The organism is Roseateles sp. (assembly GCF_052436255.1).
In the GTDB taxonomy this organism is placed as follows: Bacteria; Pseudomonadota; Gammaproteobacteria; order Burkholderiales; family Burkholderiaceae_C; genus Pelomonas.
On the sequence record NZ_JBQVNP010000030.1, the window covers coordinates 16,798 to 30,968 of the forward strand.

Consider the following 14,171-nt stretch of genomic DNA (forward strand, 5'->3'; position numbering starts at 1 on the left):
CAGGCAACGCGAGCCCCGACTCGGGGCAGCGCAGGGCGTTCAGCCAGTGGTCCTTCCGCGGCGCAGCGTGGCGCGCATTGCATCAACGGACACATGGGTTTGCGCCGCCACCGCAAGTCGCGGCGGGGTCTTGAAAGCGTGGCCGAAGACCAGCTCGAGCGTCAACGCCAGCCGCCCCGTCTCGTCCCGAAGTGTGCCGAGTTCCGCCAGCAGCCGCTGACGCCAGGCGCGCCCGCGCAAGCCACCAAAACGCGTCGGCGCCAGGTTGCCGCCCAGCGCGCGCAGGTCAGCGAGCAGGCTTTCAGGGCTGGCCCAGGTCAGCCGCAGCGTCTGCTGGTCCATCACCGGGTCAGCGAAGCCGGCCTTGAGCACCAGGTCACCGATGTCGTGCATGTCCCACCAGTCCGGCGCGGGCCGGCCCCAACCTGCGCGGGCATAGACCTGGCGCAATTCAACGAAGCTGTCAGGCCCCAGGCAGGAGAACATGACGAAGCCCCCTACGGCGATGCTGGCCTGCCACGCGCCGAGCAGTGCAGGCAGGTCGGCACTGGCATGCAGGGCCATGTTGGACCACAACAGGTCGACCTCGGGCCGCGCCGGCAAGGCATCGACCTGGCCGGAGGGCGCGCCGCGCAGCTTGCGCCACCAACTTTGCGCACGGGCCTGCGCAGCGCGCGCCGCCATCACCGCATCGGCCTCATGCCACAGCACTAGCGCATTCGGGTAGGCGTGCCGCAAAAGTTCGGCACTTGCGCCCAATGCCGGCGACGCGTCCAGCACGCGGGCCGGCTGCAGTTTGATGAAGGACAGTCGCTCGGCCATGCGGCGTGCGACCTCGGCGTGCAGCCAGGGCGGCTGCGGCTCGCGAGCGAGGCGCCGGGCCTGATGGCGCAGCGCCGCAGCATCAAGGTCTTGAGGCCTCGGCCCCTTGTTTGAAGTAGGGGTCGATGCCGGCTCGCTCATGGGCCGATCAGTATATTGAGCCGATGTCCGAGCGCGCCCAGTCGGCACCGAAGCCCCCATTGATCGAGAAGGTGCTGTTGCGCTGCGCCGGCCAGTGCGCCGTCTGCCGCACCTGGAGCCACCAGACCATTTGCGAGGGCTGCCTGGCTCTGTACGCCAACCCCCAGACGCGTTGCTGGACCTGCGCGGCCCGCCTGCCGCTCGAACTCGCCGGCCGGCCCAGGCCGCTGTGCGGGCGCTGTCTGCGCGAGCCGCCGCCGCTGGACCGCAGCGTCGCGGCGCTGGACTACCGCTTCCCCTGGGACGGTCTGCTGCAGCACTTCAAGTACCACCAGGCCCTGGAACTGCGCGAGAGTCTGCTGGAGCGACTGAACTCGGCGCTGGACGCGGCCGAGGTCCGCGCGCCCGACTGGCTGTTGCCGGTACCGATGTCGAGCGAGCGGCTGCGCGAGCGCGGCTACAACCAGTCGCATGAACTGGCGCGGGCGCTGGCACGCCGGCGCGGCCTGCGCTGCGACCCCGAGCTGCTGCTGCGTGTGCGCCACAACGAACGCCAGGCCAGGCTCAAGCTGGAAGCCCGCGCCACCAATGTGCGCGGCGTCTTCGCCGTGGAACCGCTGCTTGCAGCGCGTCTGCGGGGCAGCAGCGTCGCGCTGCTCGACGACGTGATGACGAGCGGCGCCACGATGTTCGAGCTGGCCAGTGTGCTGCTTCAGGCCGGTGCCATGAGCGTGCAGGCCTGGGTCGTCGCGCGCACACCGGAACCCGGGGACTTGTGAGCCCCTCGCCCACGCTCGCACCGCTGGACGCGGCGAGCCTGGTCGGTCTTGCAGACCGCGCTGCGCCAGTGGCGCGCTCTTCGGCAGGCTCGTCGCGCCCGCGCATCGCCAAGCGGCCGGCTCCGGGGACCGGCTTCGGGACCAGCGGGATACTCTCGCCCCATGTTCCACATCGTCCTCGTCCATCCCGAGATTCCTCCCAACACCGGCAACGTCATCCGGCTCGCGGCCAACACCGGCTGCAGCCTGCATCTGATCGAACCACTGGGCTTCTCGATGGAAGACAAGCTGCTGCAGCGTGCCGGCCTGGACTATCACGAGTACGCCCGGGTGCAGCGGCATGCGGACTGGTCGGCGTTCCTCGCCGACGAGTCGCCCGACCCGACGCGGATGTTCGCCTTCACGACGCGCGGCAGCCGCCCCTTCGCCGAGGTGGCATGGCAGCCGGGCGACTGGCTGGTGTTCGGCAGCGAGACGGCCGGCCTGCCCGCGGCGCTGCGTGACGGCCTTGCGCTCGAACAACGCGTCAGGTTGCCAATGCGTGAAGGCCAGCGCAGCCTGAACCTGAGCAACAGCGTCGCTGTCGCGGTGTTCGAAGCCTGGCGGCAGAACGGTTACGCCGGCGGGGCCTGACCCTATTCTGCGCGGGCGTCACGCCCCATCAGCAACTCGACCGCCTCGGCCGCGCGCAGGCGGCCTTGCAGCAGCGCCACCATGGCTTCGGTGATGGGCATCTCCACGCCGGCATCGCGCGCCCGTGCAAGCACAGTCGGCGCGCTGTAGACGCCTTCCGCCACATGACCGAGCTGCTGCAGGATCTGCGGCAGCGCCAGGCCCTGGGCCAGCATCAGGCCGACGCGGCGGTTGCGGGACAGGTCGCCCGTCGCCGTCAGCACGAGGTCGCCAAGACCCGACAGACCCATGAAGGTCTCGGCCCTGGCGCCCAGGGCCAGGCCCAGGCGCAGCATTTCGGCCAGGCCGCGAGTGATCAGCGCAGCACGAGCGTTCAGCCCCGGCGCATCAGGCGCGACCGCGCTGAGCCCGTCGCAGACGCCCACCGCGATGGCCAGCACGTTCTTGACCGCACCGCCGACCTCGACGCCGGCCGGGTCGTTGGAGGTATAGACGCGCAGCCTGTCGCCGTGGAAGGCCTCGACAGCGGCCTGGGCCAGCGCAGCGTCCTCGCTGGCGGCAACCAGCGCCGTCGGCCGGCCGGCCGCCACCTCCTGCGCAAAGCTGGGGCCAGACAGCACGCCCACCTGCACTGCCCCCTGACCCGCGGGCCGCAGCTCGCGTGCGATCTCATGGCCCAGCCGACCGGTGCCGGCCTCGAAGCCCTTGCACAGCCACAGTACGCGCTGCGTCGATGGCAGCGCCGCCAGCGTCTCGCGCAGGCCCGACATCGGGGTGGCGATGATGGTCAGGCCGTCGGCGGCATGCGCAATCGCCTGCGCGCGATCGGCCGTCAGCGCCAGGGAAGCAGGCAGTTCGCTATCGGGCAGGTAGGCGGCGTTGCGGCGGCTGGCGCTCATCTGCTCGACGGCCGCCGCATCCCGACCCCACAGGGTCACTTGATGCCCGGCACCGGCCGCCTGCATGGCCAGGGCCGTGCCCCAGGCCCCGGCGCCAAGAACGCTGATCTTCATCGTCGTCATGCGCGGAGTTTCACCCAAGTAAAACGCCCCGCACGGGGCGGGGCGTCGTCGCGAGGCGAGCCTCGGTCCTCAATTGACGGCCTGGCCACCCTGGGCCGCGCGCTGGGCCTGCTGGGCTTCGAACATGGCCTGGAAGTTCACTTCCGTCAGCAGCACGGGCGGGAAGCCGGCGCGGGTGCAGACGTCCGACACGATGGCGCGCAGATAGGGATAGACCATTTGCGGACAGACGATGCCGAGGATGCCCTCGACCTGGTCCTGAGGCACGTTGCGGATCTCGAAGATGCCGGCCTGCTTGGCTTCCACCAGGAACAGCGTCTTGTCGCCGACCTTGGTGTTGACCGTGGCCGTCACGCAGACTTCGAAAATGCCGTCGGTGACGTTCTCGGCCGACAGCGTCAGGTTGATGTCGACCTGCGGCTGCTGCTGCTCCAGCAGGATGTGGGGCGCGTTGGGCTGCTCCAGCGACAGATCCTTCAGATACATGCGCTGGATCTGGAACACGGGGGTGCCTTCGGGGGCGGCGGCTTGGATCTCGTCGGCCATGGGAGTCTTTCTAGCGAAGCGTCAAACAAAAGCCCGCAGGCGTCGCGCTGCGGGCGGTGATGGATTATGGGCGAGGCCCCGTGACAAGCCGGCTCCGGCAATGTGGGGGCTTGCCCGGGCTTGAAATCACGCTGCCTGGAGCAAGGGCAGCAGCCCGCCCTTCTGGTCGAGGGCGATGAGGTCGTCGCACCCCCCGACATGGGTGTCGCCAATGAAGATCTGCGGCACCGTGCGGCGGCCGGTCCTGTCCATCATGGCCTGGCGTTCACTGGGGTGGAGGTCGACCCGAATCTCCTCGATCTGCGCGACACCGCGCTGCTTGAGCAGCATCTTGGCGCGCACGCAGAACGGACAAACCAGGGTCGTATACATCTTCACGGCTGCCATCTTGATCTCCTCATGCGGAAAGCCTTACGCGCTCTTCTCCACCGGCAAACTAGCCTCCCGCCAGGCCCTGAGGCCGCCGGCCAGCACCCGGGCCTTCTCGTAGCCCGCCTTGCGCAGCATGCCTGCAGCACGGCCGGCGCGTGCACCTGTCGGGCACACCAGCACCAGCGGCAGGGCCTTGTTGGACGGCAGCGACTTGTGGCCCTCGATCTGGCCCAAGGGGATATTGCGAGCGCCGACCGCATGGCCCTTGGCAAACTCCTCGGGCTCGCTGACATCGATCAGCACGCCCTTCTCGCGGTTGATCAGTTGCACCGCTTCGGCAGGGCCGACCGCTGCACCCTGTGAACCCGACACCACCAGGGGCCAGATGAGCATGCCGCCGGAGACCAGCGCGGCGACGATCAAAAACCAGTTCTCGATCAGGAAGTTCAAGCAAGCATCCCGTGTAATTCAACGAAGCCGGCGATTATCGCTGGGTCGGATAATCCGGCGCCTCCACCACCTGCGTGCCATCAGCCCATGTACAAGCTCGTCCTCATCCGCCACGGCGAATCGACCTGGAACCTGGAAAACCGCTTCACCGGCTGGACCGATGTCGACCTCACGCCGACCGGCGTCGAGCAGGCCAAGACGGCCGGCCGGCTGCTGAAGGAGGCGGGCTATGACTTCGACATCGCCTACACCTCGGTGCTCAAGCGCGCCGTCTGGACGCTGTGGCACTGCCTGGACCAGATGGACCGCACCTGGCTGCCGGTCCGCCATGCCTGGCGCCTCAACGAGCGCCACTACGGCGCCTTGCAGGGACTGAACAAGGCCGACATGGCCAAGCAGTACGGCGACGAGCAGGTGCTGATCTGGCGCCGCAGCTACGACACGCCGCCGCCGCCGCTGGAAGCGAACGACCCGCGCAGCGAGCGCAGTGACCGCCGCTATGCCGGCCTCGCCGAGGGCGACGTGCCGCTGACCGAATGCCTGAAGGACACCGTCGCCCGCGTGCTGCCGTTCTGGAATGAGGCCGTCGCGCCGACGATCAAGAGCGGTCAGCGCATCGTCATCGCCGCCCATGGCAACAGCATCCGCGCGTTGGTCAAGTACCTGGACAACATCGCCGACGACGCCATCGTGGGCGTCAACATTCCCAATGGCATCCCGCTCGTCTACGAGCTGGACGCCGACCTCAAGCCGATCAAGAGCTACTACCTCGGCGACGCCGAAGCGGCGGCCAGGGCGGCCGCGGCGGTGGCCAATCAGGGCAAGGCCTGATCCACGGCTGACTGAACCTCTGCCGCGCCGGGCCATTCGGGCCAGCGCCGCAGCACGGTCACCGTCGAGCCCCAGGGGGCCCAGCGAGCGGGGTCGGTCGGCCCCAGCACGCTGATCAGCCTGGCACCGACGCCGGCAGCCATGTGGGCCGGTCCGGTGTCGTTGGCCACGACGACGCCGGCCAGCTGCAGCAGCGCGCTGTAAACCCCCAGCGCCACGCCCTCCAGCGCCGTCGCCTGCGGATACAGCTGCCGGGCGCCCGCTGCTTCTGCCGGCCCCGGCACGATGACCACCGGGTGGCCGGCCGCCCGCAAGCGGCGCACGAAGTCCGGAAACGCCGGCCAGCTGCGGTCGAGGAACTCGACGCTGCCGTTGGCGAACGGGCAGATCAACACGAAGCGGCCCGGAGCGATGCCATGCGCTGCCAGCAGCGCCCGCGCCTGTTCGCGCTGCGCCTCGCCGACCCGCATGCCGACCTCCCCGGGCGCCTCGGCCTGGATGCCCAGGAAGTCGCTGGCCAGCTCCCAATACTCGAGGAGCACGTGCCGGCCCTCGCGGCGCGGGTGGCCGCGCTTCAACAGCCAGCTGCGGCCATCGCCCACGTGGCCCTCGGCCCGCAGGCCGGCCAGGCGCGCATCCAGTGCGGCCGAGAAGGCATAAGGGAACAGCAGGGCGTTGGAACGCTTGTCGAAGCCCGGGTCTTCGGCCCGACAGCGCCGCCGCAACTCGCGCAGCTGGGCGACGCGCTCGCGCAGCCCCTGGGGCCGCACGTGCACCGCCCAGCCCTCGGCCTGAAGCAGCTCCCGCGCCCAGCCCTTGCCGACCAGCTCGAGCCTGTAGCCATGCTGCGCCAGCAAGCGCAGCGCCGGCAGGCTCAGCACCGTGTCACCGACGAAATTGCGCAGGCGGACGATCAAGGGGCGGGCTTTTATCATCGGCAGATCATCCAAGTGGCACGAGATTTTCCACTTCAGTCATGAATTCACTGCCCTCCTCCGCCGACGTGCTCGCCATGCACGACGCGGCCCTGCTCTGCGCACCTGCGCCGGTCGACGCCCGCGATCTGCGCGGCTACATCGCCGCCAACCACTTCCACAACCGCTGCCTCTGGACCCAGGAAGACCTGGCCCGGCGCACCCAGGCACCGGACGCGGAGATCGTCGCGAACAAACGTGCCATCGACCGCCACAACCAGGCCCGCAACGACGCGGTCGAGCGCATTGACGAGCTGCTGCTGTCGGCCCTCGGCCTCGTTGACCCGGCGACGATTGCCAGCGCACTGCCGCGCTCGACGGTGCCGCCGGGCGCCAGGCTGAACAGCGAGACCGCCGGCTCGATGTTGGACCGCCTATCCATCCTGAGCTTGAAGATCGCCTCGATGCGCGAGCAGACCCAGCGCGACGACCTCGACGACTGGCGTCGCCAGGCCTGCGGTGAACGCCTGGCCCGCCTCATCCAGCAGCGTGCCGACCTCGGCCGCTGCTATGACGAGCTGCTGGCCGACGCCCGCGCAGGCCGGGCCTACTTCAAGGTCTACCGTCAGTTCAAGATGTACAACGACCCACGGCTGAATCCGGCGCTGGCGGCCGAGTCCCCGTGACGACTCGGCAGCTTGCGGCCAACCTCGACTGGCTCTACGCAGAGCACGCCTACCTCGACCGCATGCAGGCTGCGCGCGCCGACGGCTTCGGCGCCGTCGAGCTCCAACAGCCGCATCTGCATGACATCGAGGCCCTGGCCTCGCGGCTGGCCGGCCTGAGCGTCGTGCTGATCAACGCGCCTGCCGGCGACTGGGCGGCAGGCGACCGGGGCTTTGCGGCCCTGCCCGGCCGCGAGGCTGCGTTCCGCGACACGACGCTGCGCGGCCTGGACCTGGCCGCTCGCCTTGGGGCGGCCAGCGTGCATCTGCTGTCGGGCGTTGCCGAGGACACGCCTGAAACGCGCAGCACGTGGCTGGCCAACCTTGCCTGGGGGGCCGCGCAGTCGCCGCTGCCGCTGGTCGTCGAGCCCATCAACCGGCGTGACATGCCGGGCTACTTCCTGCACCGCCAGGCGCAGGCATTGGCCCTGCTCGATGCGCTGAATTCGCCACGCGTGCAACTGCAGCTCGACCTCTACCACTGCCGCGTCGCCGAGGGCGGCGAATCGCTGAGCCATCTGGCGCGGGCACTGGACCTCGGCCGGCTCGGCCATGTGCAGGTTGCCGGTGTCGCGGGTCGCCATGAGCCGGCAGCTGGCGAATACGTTGACGAGTTCGCGCTGCTGGACGAGCGCGCCTGGCCCGGCGCCATCGGGCTGGAGTACCGCCCCCGCGGCGCGACCTCGACAGGCCTAGCTTGGCTTACAGCCGCGCGCTGATCGCGCCGCGCAGCGTTTCACCCAACACACGGCGGTCCTGCCCGGCGGTCGCCACGCTCGGCAGGATTTGCACGTCCAGCCCCAAGCCGCGCGCCGTCGCAATGGCCCACAAGCTCTGCGCCAGCGTCATGTCGCCGATGAAGCGCGCCGCTGTGCTGAAGCGCTCGCCCGGCTCATGCCAACGCAACACGACCGGGAGCACCGGCGCGCCCGTGGCCACGGCCGCCTGCAGCAGGTTGGCATGGAAGGGCAGCAGCTCGGGGCCCGCACCGGTCGTGCCCTCGGGGAAGACCGCCACGCAGTCGCCCGCCTGCAGCGCCGCGGCCGTCTGGTGGACGACGCGCAGCGCATCGCGCTTGCTGCTGCGTTCGATGAAGAGGGTGCCGGCACCCACGACGAGCTCGCCGACGACGGGCCAGTGCTTGACGTCCGCCTTGGACACGAAGCGTGCCTGCGGCAGCACGGCGTGGATACCGGCGATGTCCAGCCAGGACACATGGTTGGCCACCAGCAGGTGACCTTGCGGCGGCGCGTGGCCCGAGGCCGTCAGCTCGATGCCGAGGATGCGCAGCGTCCTGGCCGACCACCAATGGATGCGCTCATGGCGCTGCGCCGCCGTCATGTGCCGGAAGCGCCGGCGCACGATCCAAAGGCCGTGCAGGACGTGGGGCACCAGGCGCGCGAGGCGCCCCACGCCCCTCAAACCGGCTCTCATGCGGCTTCGTAGGCGATGTGGCCGGCCACCAGCGTGCAGCGCACGCGCGCCGGCAGCTCGAAGCCGCTGGACGAGAACGCGAACGGCGTGTGCTTGCCCTGGCTGGCCAGCGCCTCGGGCGTGACCGCCCAGCTTGCTGCCGCATCGAAGACGCAGACGTCGGCCACGCCGCCTTCGACCAGGCGGCCCGCGCTGGCCGACAGCGAGCCGAGCGCACTGCCGAGCACGCGCACCGGCTCGGCGGTAACGACGGCGAGCGCGCGTTGCAGCGGCAGCTTGGCGTCGTGGGCCCAGCGCAGCGCCAGGCTCAGCAGCAGCTCCAGCCCGGTCGCGCCCGGCGTGGCTTCGGCGAAGGGCACGGCCTTCTCATCGGTCGTCACGGGCATGTGGTCGGACACGAGGGCGTCGATGGTGCCGTCCGCCAGCCCTGCGCGCAGCGCGTCACGGTCGCGGCCCTGGCGCAGCGGCGGCGTCAGGCGCATCGCGGAGTCGAAGTAACCGATGTCGACGTCGCTGAGGTGCAGCGAGTTGATGGACACATCCGCCGTGACGGGCAGGCCTTCGCGCTTGGCGGCGCGCACGATCTCGACGCCGGCGGCGCTGGACAGGCGGCACAGGTGGACGCGGGCGCCGGTCGCGCGGACCAGCTCGAACAGGGTGTGCAGGGCCACCGTCTCGGCGCTGACGGGCACGCCGGACAGGCCCAGGCGCGTGGCCACCGCGCCGCTGGCCGCCACGCCGCCGCCGAGGTAGGCATCCAGCGGGCGCAGCCAGACCGTGTAGCCATAGGTGGCCGCGTACTGCAGCGCGCGGCTCAGCACCAGCGTGTCCTTGATCGGCACCTCGGCCTGCGAGAAGCCAATGCAGCCGGCCTCGGTCAGCTCGGCCATCTCCGTCAGCGCGGTGCCGCTCAGTTGGCGCGTCAGCGCACCGAGCGGGAAGAGGCGGCAGCGGCTGAGCTTGCGGGCGCGGAACTTCAGCATCTCGACCAGGCCCGGCTCGTCCAGCACGGGGTCGGTGTCGGGCGGGCAGACCAGGCTGGTCACGCCGCCGGCTGCGGCCGCCGCGAGTTCGCTTTCCAGCAGGCCTTCGTGCTCGTGGCCGGGCTCGCGCAGGCGGGCGCACAGATCGACCAGGCCGGGCGCGACGATAAGGCCGCTGGCGTCCACGGTGCGGTCGGCATTGAAGTCGCCCACATCGCCCAGGTGGACGATGCGGCCGTTGGCGATGGCGACGTCGCCGATGCGGTCGAGGTCGGAGGCCGGATCAACAAGTCGGCCGTTCTTGATGAGGATCTTCACTTGCAGCACTCCCTTGCATAACCACTCAAGGCGCGCGCAGCGTCGCCGCCCGTCCAGTGACTCCCGCCGATCCGGCTCTGCCGGGCGGCCGGGAGTGCCCCCTTGAGGGGGTGGCGCGAGGCGCCGCGGGGGTGGGCCTTTCTCATGCTTCGTTCCCGGCGAGGATGGCCATGACAGCCATTCGGACAGCGATGCCGAATGTCACTTGAGGAAGGATCACGCTGCTCTTGCCGTCGGCCACTTCGGACGCGATCTCGACGCCGCGGTTGATCGGCCCCGGATGCATGACGATGGCGTCGGGCTTGGCCAGGGCCAGCTTGTCGGGCGTCAGGCCGAAGTGCTTGAAGAACTCGCCGCTGCTGGGCAGCATGCCGCCGTTCATGCGCTCGTTCTGCAGGCGCAGCATGATGACGACGTCGGCGTCCTTCACGCCCTCGTCAAGGCGATGGCAGACGCGCACGCCCATGTCGCGCAGGTCGCCGGGCACGAGGGTCTTGGGGCCGACCGCGCGGATCTCGGGCACGCCGAGGATGGACAGCGCATGGATGTCGCTGCGGGCCACGCGCGAGTGCACGATGTCGCCCACGATGGCGACAGTCAGGTTGCGGAAGTCCTGCTTGAAGTGCCGGATCGTGTACATGTCCAGCAACCCTTGAGTCGGGTGGGCATGGCGGCCGTCGCCAGCGTTGACGACGTGGACATGGGGCGCGCAGTGCTGGGCGATCAGATGTGGCGCGCCGCTCTCGCTGTGGCGCACGACAAACATGTCGGCGTGCATGGCGCTGAGGTTGGCGACGGTGTCCAGCAGGGTCTCACCCTTGGCGGTGGAACTGCGAGCGATGTCGAGGTTGATGACGTCGGCGGACAGGCGCTTGGCAGCGATCTCGAAGGTGGTGCGGGTGCGCGTGCTGTTCTCGAAAAAGAGGTTGAACACCGACTTGCCGCGCAGCAGCGGCACCTTCTTGACCTCGCGATCATTGACCGAGAGGAAGCTGCCGGCGGTGTCCAGGATCTGCTCGATGACCGCGCGCGGCAAGCCTTCGACAGACAGCAGGTGAATGAGTTCGCCGTGCTTGTTCAGCTGGGGGTTGCGTTTGCTGAGCATTACTTGACCTCGAAGGCAAATCGGCCGTCGTCAGCACGCGCAAGGCGCAGGCTCTGGCCCGCAGAGAGCGTGACGCGGGCTGCGGAGAACGCCGGCTCGATGGGCAGCTGCCGCCCACCGCGGTCCACCAGCACCGCCAGCTGCACGCTGGCCGGGCGGCCGAAGTCGAACAGCTCGTTGATGACGGCCCGCGTCGTGCGGCCGGTGTAGAGCACGTCGTCGATCAGCAGGATGTCGCGGCCGTTCACATTGAAGGGCAGCGAGGTGTGGTCGGCCTTGGCGAGGCCGCGCGAGCCGAAATCGTCCCGGTGCAGCACGCTGGAGATGACCCCCGCGTCGGCCAGGCCCAGGTCCACGGCCAGCCGCTCGGCCAGCCAGGCGCCGCCGCTCCAGATGCCCACCAAGGCGGTGTCGGCGGTCAGCAGTCGCTGCACACCGCGTTTGAGCTCGAGGTAGAGGGCCTCGGCGTCGAGCAGCAGTTCACTCATGGATGTTCCCGGAAGAATTGTTCGAGGATGAGAGCGGCTGCGGCCGCATCGACATCGTGGGCGCCTTCCGCCTCGGCCTCGACGCTGGTGTAGCGCTCGTCCACCTCGAAGACCGGCAGATGGTGACGCCCGGCCAGGCGGCGGCCGAAGTTCTGCGCCTTGGTCGTCATCGTGTGCGGCGCCCCGTCCGGGTAGCGCGGCACCCCGATGACCAGGGCGTCGGGCTGCCAGGTCTTGATCAGCGCGGCGATGGCCGCGAAGTCGCCGCTCCTGACCGTGCCGCGCGGCTCGGCGGCGCCCAGCAGGCGCGTGCCGGACGCCACGCCGATGCGGCGGGTGCCGAAATCAAAAGCCAGGAAGGACTGATGGGCCGCAGAAAGGGTTGCTGCCATCTCAGCAGCCCAGGCGGCCGGATTGGGGCCGAGCGCCGGGCCGCCCCAAGCCGGCCCGTTGGGCGATGTTGACCGGGCTCCGAGCCCGGTCAATCGCCGTCCCCTCGGGGGACCGACTGGGCTGGCCCGCGTTCAGCGGAGCAAGACCGGGCGAGGGGCTCATGCATGCCCCGCGTCCGAGCTGAGCATGCGCGGGTCCACGCCCAGCAGCGCCAATGCGCGCTCGTAGCGCAGCTCTGCCGGGGTGTCGAAGATGATGGCCGGCGAGGCGTCCACGGTCAGCCAGCCATTGCGGCCGATTTCCTCTTCGAGCTGGCCGGCGGCCCAGCCGCTGTAGCCCAGCGTGACGAGGATCTTCCTCGGCCCGGCGCCGTTGGACAGCGCCTCCAGCACGTCGCGGCTGGTGGTCATCTCCAGGCCGCCGGGCACGGCCAGCGTCGCGTTGTAGTGGCCGCCTTCCTCGTCCAGCGGCTCGTGCAGCACGAAACCGCGATCCGTCTGGACCGGGCCGCCGTAGAAGACCGGACTGCCCGCCAGCGGGTCGGCAGGCGGGTTCAGCTCGACTTTCTCGAACAGGTTGCCCAGCGTCAGCGCGATGGGTTTGTTGATGACGAGGCCCAGGGCTCCGTTGTCGTTGTGTTCGCAGAGGTAGACCACCGTGCCTGCGAAGGCCTCGTCGGCCATGCCAGGCATGGCGATGAGGAATTGGTTGGTCAGGACGATCCGGTCGGCAGGCATGGGCGGCATTTTATTCTTTGGGTATGAATCCCTCCCCTGACCGCCTCGACCGCGCCTTGGTCTGGTTCCGTCGCGACCTGCGCGTGGACGACAACGCGGCCCTCTACCAGGCGCTCGAAAGTGCGAGGCAGGTGTTCTGCGCCTTCCTCCTGGACCGCGACATCCTCGCCGCCCTGCCCCGCGCGGACCGGCGCGTCGAGTTCATCCTCGGTGCCCTGCAGGTGCTGGACGAGGACCTGCGCAAACTTGGCGGCGCACTGATCGTTCGGCATGGCTTTGCGGCGGACGAGATACCGCGTCTGGCCGCCGAACTGGGCGTACAGGCGGTTTTCGCCAATCACGACGACGAGCCGCAGGCGCTGATGCGCGATGCCCAGGTGGCCGACCTGCTGAAGACTACGAACGCCGAACTGCGCACCTTCAAGGACCATGTCGTCTTCGAGCGCCGCGAGGTGATGACGGCCGCCGGCGGTCCTTATGGCGTGTTCACGCCCTACAAGAACGCCTGGCTGCGCAAGGTCGACGGGTTCTACCTGAGCAGCTACCCGGTCGAGCGCCACACGCATGCGCTCGCCAAGACCGCGCTGGCAACCGGCGTGCCGACGCTGGAAGACATCGGCTTCAAGCCGGCCGGGCTGACCGGTCACGTCGGCCAGGGCAGCCGCGGCGCTGCGGCGCTGCTGGACGATTTCCTCGACCGCATCGCCGACTACGACAAGGCGCGCGACTTCCCCGCGGTCAAGGGGCCGAGCTATCTGAGCGTGCACCTGCGCTTCGGCACCGTGTCCGTCCGCCGCCTGGCGCGCATCGCCCACCAGTTGATGCAGGGGGGCGACCATGGCGCGGAAGTCTGGCTGTCGGAGCTGATCTGGCGCGACTTCTATCATCAGGTCATGCACCACCATCCGCATGCGATGACGGGCGCCTTCCGGCCCGAGTACGACGCCATCCGCTGGGAGACCGGCGCCGCCGCCGACGCCTTGTTCGCTGCCTGGTGCGAGGGCCGCACCGGCTACCCGCTGGTGGACGCCGCGATGCGCCAGCTCAACCAGACCGGATACATGCACAACCGCCTGCGCATGGTGACGGCCAGTTTCCTGACCAAGGACCTGGGGCTGGACTGGCGGCGCGGCGAGGCCTATTTCGCGCTGCAGTTGCTGGACTACGACCTCGCGGCCAACAACGGCGGCTGGCAATGGGCCAGCAGCAGCGGCTGCGACGCCCAGCCGTACTTCCGCATCTTCAACCCCACCAGCCAGAGCGAGAAGTTCGACGCCGAGGGTCGCTTCATCCGCCGTTATTGCCCGGAGCTGGCCGACCTGCCCGCCAAGGCCATCCACGAGCCCTGGGCGCGTGCGCCGCTGCAGATGCAGGGCAGTGGCTATCCCCGCCCCATCGTCGACCATGCCGTGGCGCGTGAACGCACGCTGGCGCGTTACGCCGTCGTCAAGAGCCGCGCGACCTGAGCCTGCCGGCGA

General features: G+C 69.5%; 18 protein-coding genes. 6 read left to right on the forward strand and 12 right to left on the reverse strand.

Features of this window, described 5'->3' with window-relative positions:
- Positions 1–39: 39 nt before the first annotated feature.
- Positions 40–963: a methyltransferase domain-containing protein gene (locus ACT6S0_RS09525; protein ID WP_444763665.1), complete on the reverse strand. Its 924-nt coding sequence runs from the start codon at positions 961–963 to the stop codon at positions 40–42.
- 23 nt (positions 964–986) lie between these two features.
- Here ACT6S0_RS09525 and ACT6S0_RS09530 point away from each other — a divergent pair, with 23 nt between their 5' ends.
- Positions 987–1,742 (forward strand): ComF family protein, encoded by a 756-nt coding sequence (locus ACT6S0_RS09530; RefSeq protein WP_444763666.1) that lies wholly within the window; start codon positions 987–989, stop codon positions 1,740–1,742.
- 162 nt (positions 1,743–1,904) lie between these two features.
- Positions 1,905–2,375, forward strand: coding sequence for a tRNA (uridine(34)/cytosine(34)/5-carboxymethylaminomethyluridine(34)-2'-O)-methyltransferase TrmL (gene trmL / locus ACT6S0_RS09535; RefSeq protein ID WP_444763667.1), 471 nt, complete (start codon positions 1,905–1,907; stop codon positions 2,373–2,375).
- Positions 2,376–2,377: 2 nt separating this feature from the next.
- Here trmL and ACT6S0_RS09540 read toward each other — a convergent pair whose 3' ends face one another.
- From ACT6S0_RS09540 to ACT6S0_RS09555, 4 genes are all read right to left on the reverse strand, one after another.
- A complete protein-coding gene (locus ACT6S0_RS09540) occupies positions 2,378–3,388 on the reverse strand; it encodes an NAD(P)H-dependent glycerol-3-phosphate dehydrogenase (protein ID WP_444763689.1) in 1,011 nt (336 codons plus the stop codon).
- A 78-nt stretch (positions 3,389–3,466) separates the two neighbouring features.
- Complete coding sequence (gene secB / locus ACT6S0_RS09545) at positions 3,467–3,943, reverse strand: protein-export chaperone SecB (protein WP_444763668.1); 477 nt, start codon at positions 3,941–3,943, stop codon at positions 3,467–3,469.
- A gap of 126 nt (positions 3,944–4,069) precedes the next feature.
- Positions 4,070–4,330, reverse strand: coding sequence for a glutaredoxin 3 (gene grxC, locus ACT6S0_RS09550; protein WP_444763669.1), 261 nt, complete (start codon positions 4,328–4,330; stop codon positions 4,070–4,072).
- A 24-nt stretch (positions 4,331–4,354) separates the two neighbouring features.
- Complete coding sequence (locus ACT6S0_RS09555) at positions 4,355–4,765, reverse strand: rhodanese-like domain-containing protein (protein WP_444763670.1); 411 nt, start codon at positions 4,763–4,765, stop codon at positions 4,355–4,357.
- Positions 4,766–4,852: 87 nt separating this feature from the next.
- Here ACT6S0_RS09555 and gpmA point away from each other — a divergent pair, with 87 nt between their 5' ends.
- Complete coding sequence (gene gpmA / locus ACT6S0_RS09560; protein WP_444763671.1) at positions 4,853–5,596, forward strand: 2,3-diphosphoglycerate-dependent phosphoglycerate mutase; 744 nt, start codon at positions 4,853–4,855, stop codon at positions 5,594–5,596.
- Here gpmA and ACT6S0_RS09565 read toward each other — a convergent pair.
- Complete coding sequence (locus ACT6S0_RS09565) at positions 5,581–6,513, reverse strand: glycosyltransferase family 9 protein (protein ID WP_444763672.1); 933 nt, start codon at positions 6,511–6,513, stop codon at positions 5,581–5,583. The two genes, gpmA and ACT6S0_RS09565, sit on opposite strands and share 16 nt — an antisense overlap.
- 59 nt (positions 6,514–6,572) lie before the next feature.
- On the opposite strand from ACT6S0_RS09565, the gene ACT6S0_RS09570 reads away from it, so the two are divergent.
- On the forward strand, positions 6,573–7,196 hold the full coding sequence (locus ACT6S0_RS09570; RefSeq protein WP_444763673.1) for a DUF4254 domain-containing protein: 624 nt from the start codon (positions 6,573–6,575) through the stop codon (positions 7,194–7,196).
- Entirely contained in the window at positions 7,193–7,954 is a 762-nt protein-coding gene (locus tag ACT6S0_RS09575) for a hydroxypyruvate isomerase family protein (protein ID WP_444763674.1), read from the forward strand. Before ACT6S0_RS09570 ends, ACT6S0_RS09575 begins: the two co-directional genes overlap by 4 nt.
- Here ACT6S0_RS09575 and ACT6S0_RS09580 read toward each other — a convergent pair.
- The 6 genes from ACT6S0_RS09580 to ACT6S0_RS09605 all read right to left on the reverse strand — a co-directional run bounded on the left by ACT6S0_RS09580 (position 7,938) and on the right by ACT6S0_RS09605 (position 12,693).
- Positions 7,938–8,669 (reverse strand): lysophospholipid acyltransferase family protein, encoded by a 732-nt coding sequence (locus tag ACT6S0_RS09580; protein WP_444763675.1) that lies wholly within the window; start codon positions 8,667–8,669, stop codon positions 7,938–7,940. The two genes, ACT6S0_RS09575 and ACT6S0_RS09580, sit on opposite strands and share 17 nt — an antisense overlap.
- Positions 8,666–9,970 carry a dihydroorotase gene (locus ACT6S0_RS09585; protein WP_444763676.1) on the reverse strand — a complete coding sequence of 435 codons (1,305 nt, stop codon included), beginning with the start codon at positions 9,968–9,970 and terminating at the stop codon, positions 8,666–8,668. The genes ACT6S0_RS09580 and ACT6S0_RS09585 overlap by 4 nt, the downstream gene beginning before the upstream one ends.
- A gap of 142 nt (positions 9,971–10,112) precedes the next feature.
- Entirely contained in the window at positions 10,113–11,075 is a 963-nt protein-coding gene (locus ACT6S0_RS09590) for an aspartate carbamoyltransferase catalytic subunit (protein ID WP_444763677.1), read from the reverse strand.
- Positions 11,075–11,563, reverse strand: a complete 489-nt coding sequence (gene pyrR / locus ACT6S0_RS09595; RefSeq protein ID WP_444763678.1) for a bifunctional pyr operon transcriptional regulator/uracil phosphoribosyltransferase PyrR — start codon at positions 11,561–11,563, stop codon at positions 11,075–11,077. The genes ACT6S0_RS09590 and pyrR overlap by 1 nt, the downstream gene beginning before the upstream one ends.
- Positions 11,560–11,955: a Holliday junction resolvase RuvX gene (gene ruvX, locus ACT6S0_RS09600; protein ID WP_444763679.1), complete on the reverse strand. Its 396-nt coding sequence runs from the start codon at positions 11,953–11,955 to the stop codon at positions 11,560–11,562. The genes pyrR and ruvX overlap by 4 nt, the downstream gene beginning before the upstream one ends.
- A 159-nt stretch (positions 11,956–12,114) precedes the next feature.
- The gene (locus tag ACT6S0_RS09605; protein ID WP_444763680.1) at positions 12,115–12,693 is read right to left on the reverse strand and encodes a YqgE/AlgH family protein; all 579 of its coding nucleotides are present in this window, start codon (positions 12,691–12,693) and stop codon (positions 12,115–12,117) included.
- A gap of 23 nt (positions 12,694–12,716) precedes the next feature.
- On the opposite strand from ACT6S0_RS09605, the gene ACT6S0_RS09610 reads away from it, so the two are divergent.
- On the forward strand, positions 12,717–14,159 hold the full coding sequence (locus tag ACT6S0_RS09610; protein ID WP_444763681.1) for a cryptochrome/photolyase family protein: 1,443 nt from the start codon (positions 12,717–12,719) through the stop codon (positions 14,157–14,159).
- Positions 14,160–14,171: the final 12 nt, after the last annotated feature.

Excerpts from the sequence above, each read along its gene's own strand:
- ACT6S0_RS09525 (WP_444763665.1), bottom strand. The coding sequence starts at position 963 with ATGAGCGAGCCGGCATCGACCCCTACTTCAAACAAGGGGCCGAGGCCT.
- ACT6S0_RS09530 (WP_444763666.1), top strand. The coding sequence starts at position 987 with ATGTCCGAGCGCGCCCAGTCGGCACCGAAGCCCCCATTGATCGAGAAG.
- trmL (WP_444763667.1), top strand. The coding sequence starts at position 1,905 with ATGTTCCACATCGTCCTCGTCCATCCCGAGATTCCTCCCAACACCGGC.
- ACT6S0_RS09540 (WP_444763689.1), bottom strand. The coding sequence starts at position 3,388 with ATGAAGATCAGCGTTCTTGGCGCCGGGGCCTGGGGCACGGCCCTGGCC.
- secB (WP_444763668.1), bottom strand. The coding sequence starts at position 3,943 with ATGGCCGACGAGATCCAAGCCGCCGCCCCCGAAGGCACCCCCGTGTTC.
- grxC (WP_444763669.1), bottom strand. The coding sequence starts at position 4,330 with ATGGCAGCCGTGAAGATGTATACGACCCTGGTTTGTCCGTTCTGCGTG.
- gpmA (WP_444763671.1), top strand. The coding sequence starts at position 4,853 with ATGTACAAGCTCGTCCTCATCCGCCACGGCGAATCGACCTGGAACCTG.
- ACT6S0_RS09570 (WP_444763673.1), top strand. The coding sequence starts at position 6,573 with ATGAATTCACTGCCCTCCTCCGCCGACGTGCTCGCCATGCACGACGCG.
- ACT6S0_RS09580 (WP_444763675.1), bottom strand. The coding sequence starts at position 8,669 with ATGAGAGCCGGTTTGAGGGGCGTGGGGCGCCTCGCGCGCCTGGTGCCC.
- ACT6S0_RS09590 (WP_444763677.1), bottom strand. The coding sequence starts at position 11,075 with ATGCTCAGCAAACGCAACCCCCAGCTGAACAAGCACGGCGAACTCATT.
- pyrR (WP_444763678.1), bottom strand. The coding sequence starts at position 11,563 with ATGAGTGAACTGCTGCTCGACGCCGAGGCCCTCTACCTCGAGCTCAAA.
- ruvX (WP_444763679.1), bottom strand. The coding sequence starts at position 11,955 with ATGGCAGCAACCCTTTCTGCGGCCCATCAGTCCTTCCTGGCTTTTGAT.
- ACT6S0_RS09605 (WP_444763680.1), bottom strand. The coding sequence starts at position 12,693 with ATGCCTGCCGACCGGATCGTCCTGACCAACCAATTCCTCATCGCCATG.
- ACT6S0_RS09610 (WP_444763681.1), top strand. The coding sequence starts at position 12,717 with ATGAATCCCTCCCCTGACCGCCTCGACCGCGCCTTGGTCTGGTTCCGT.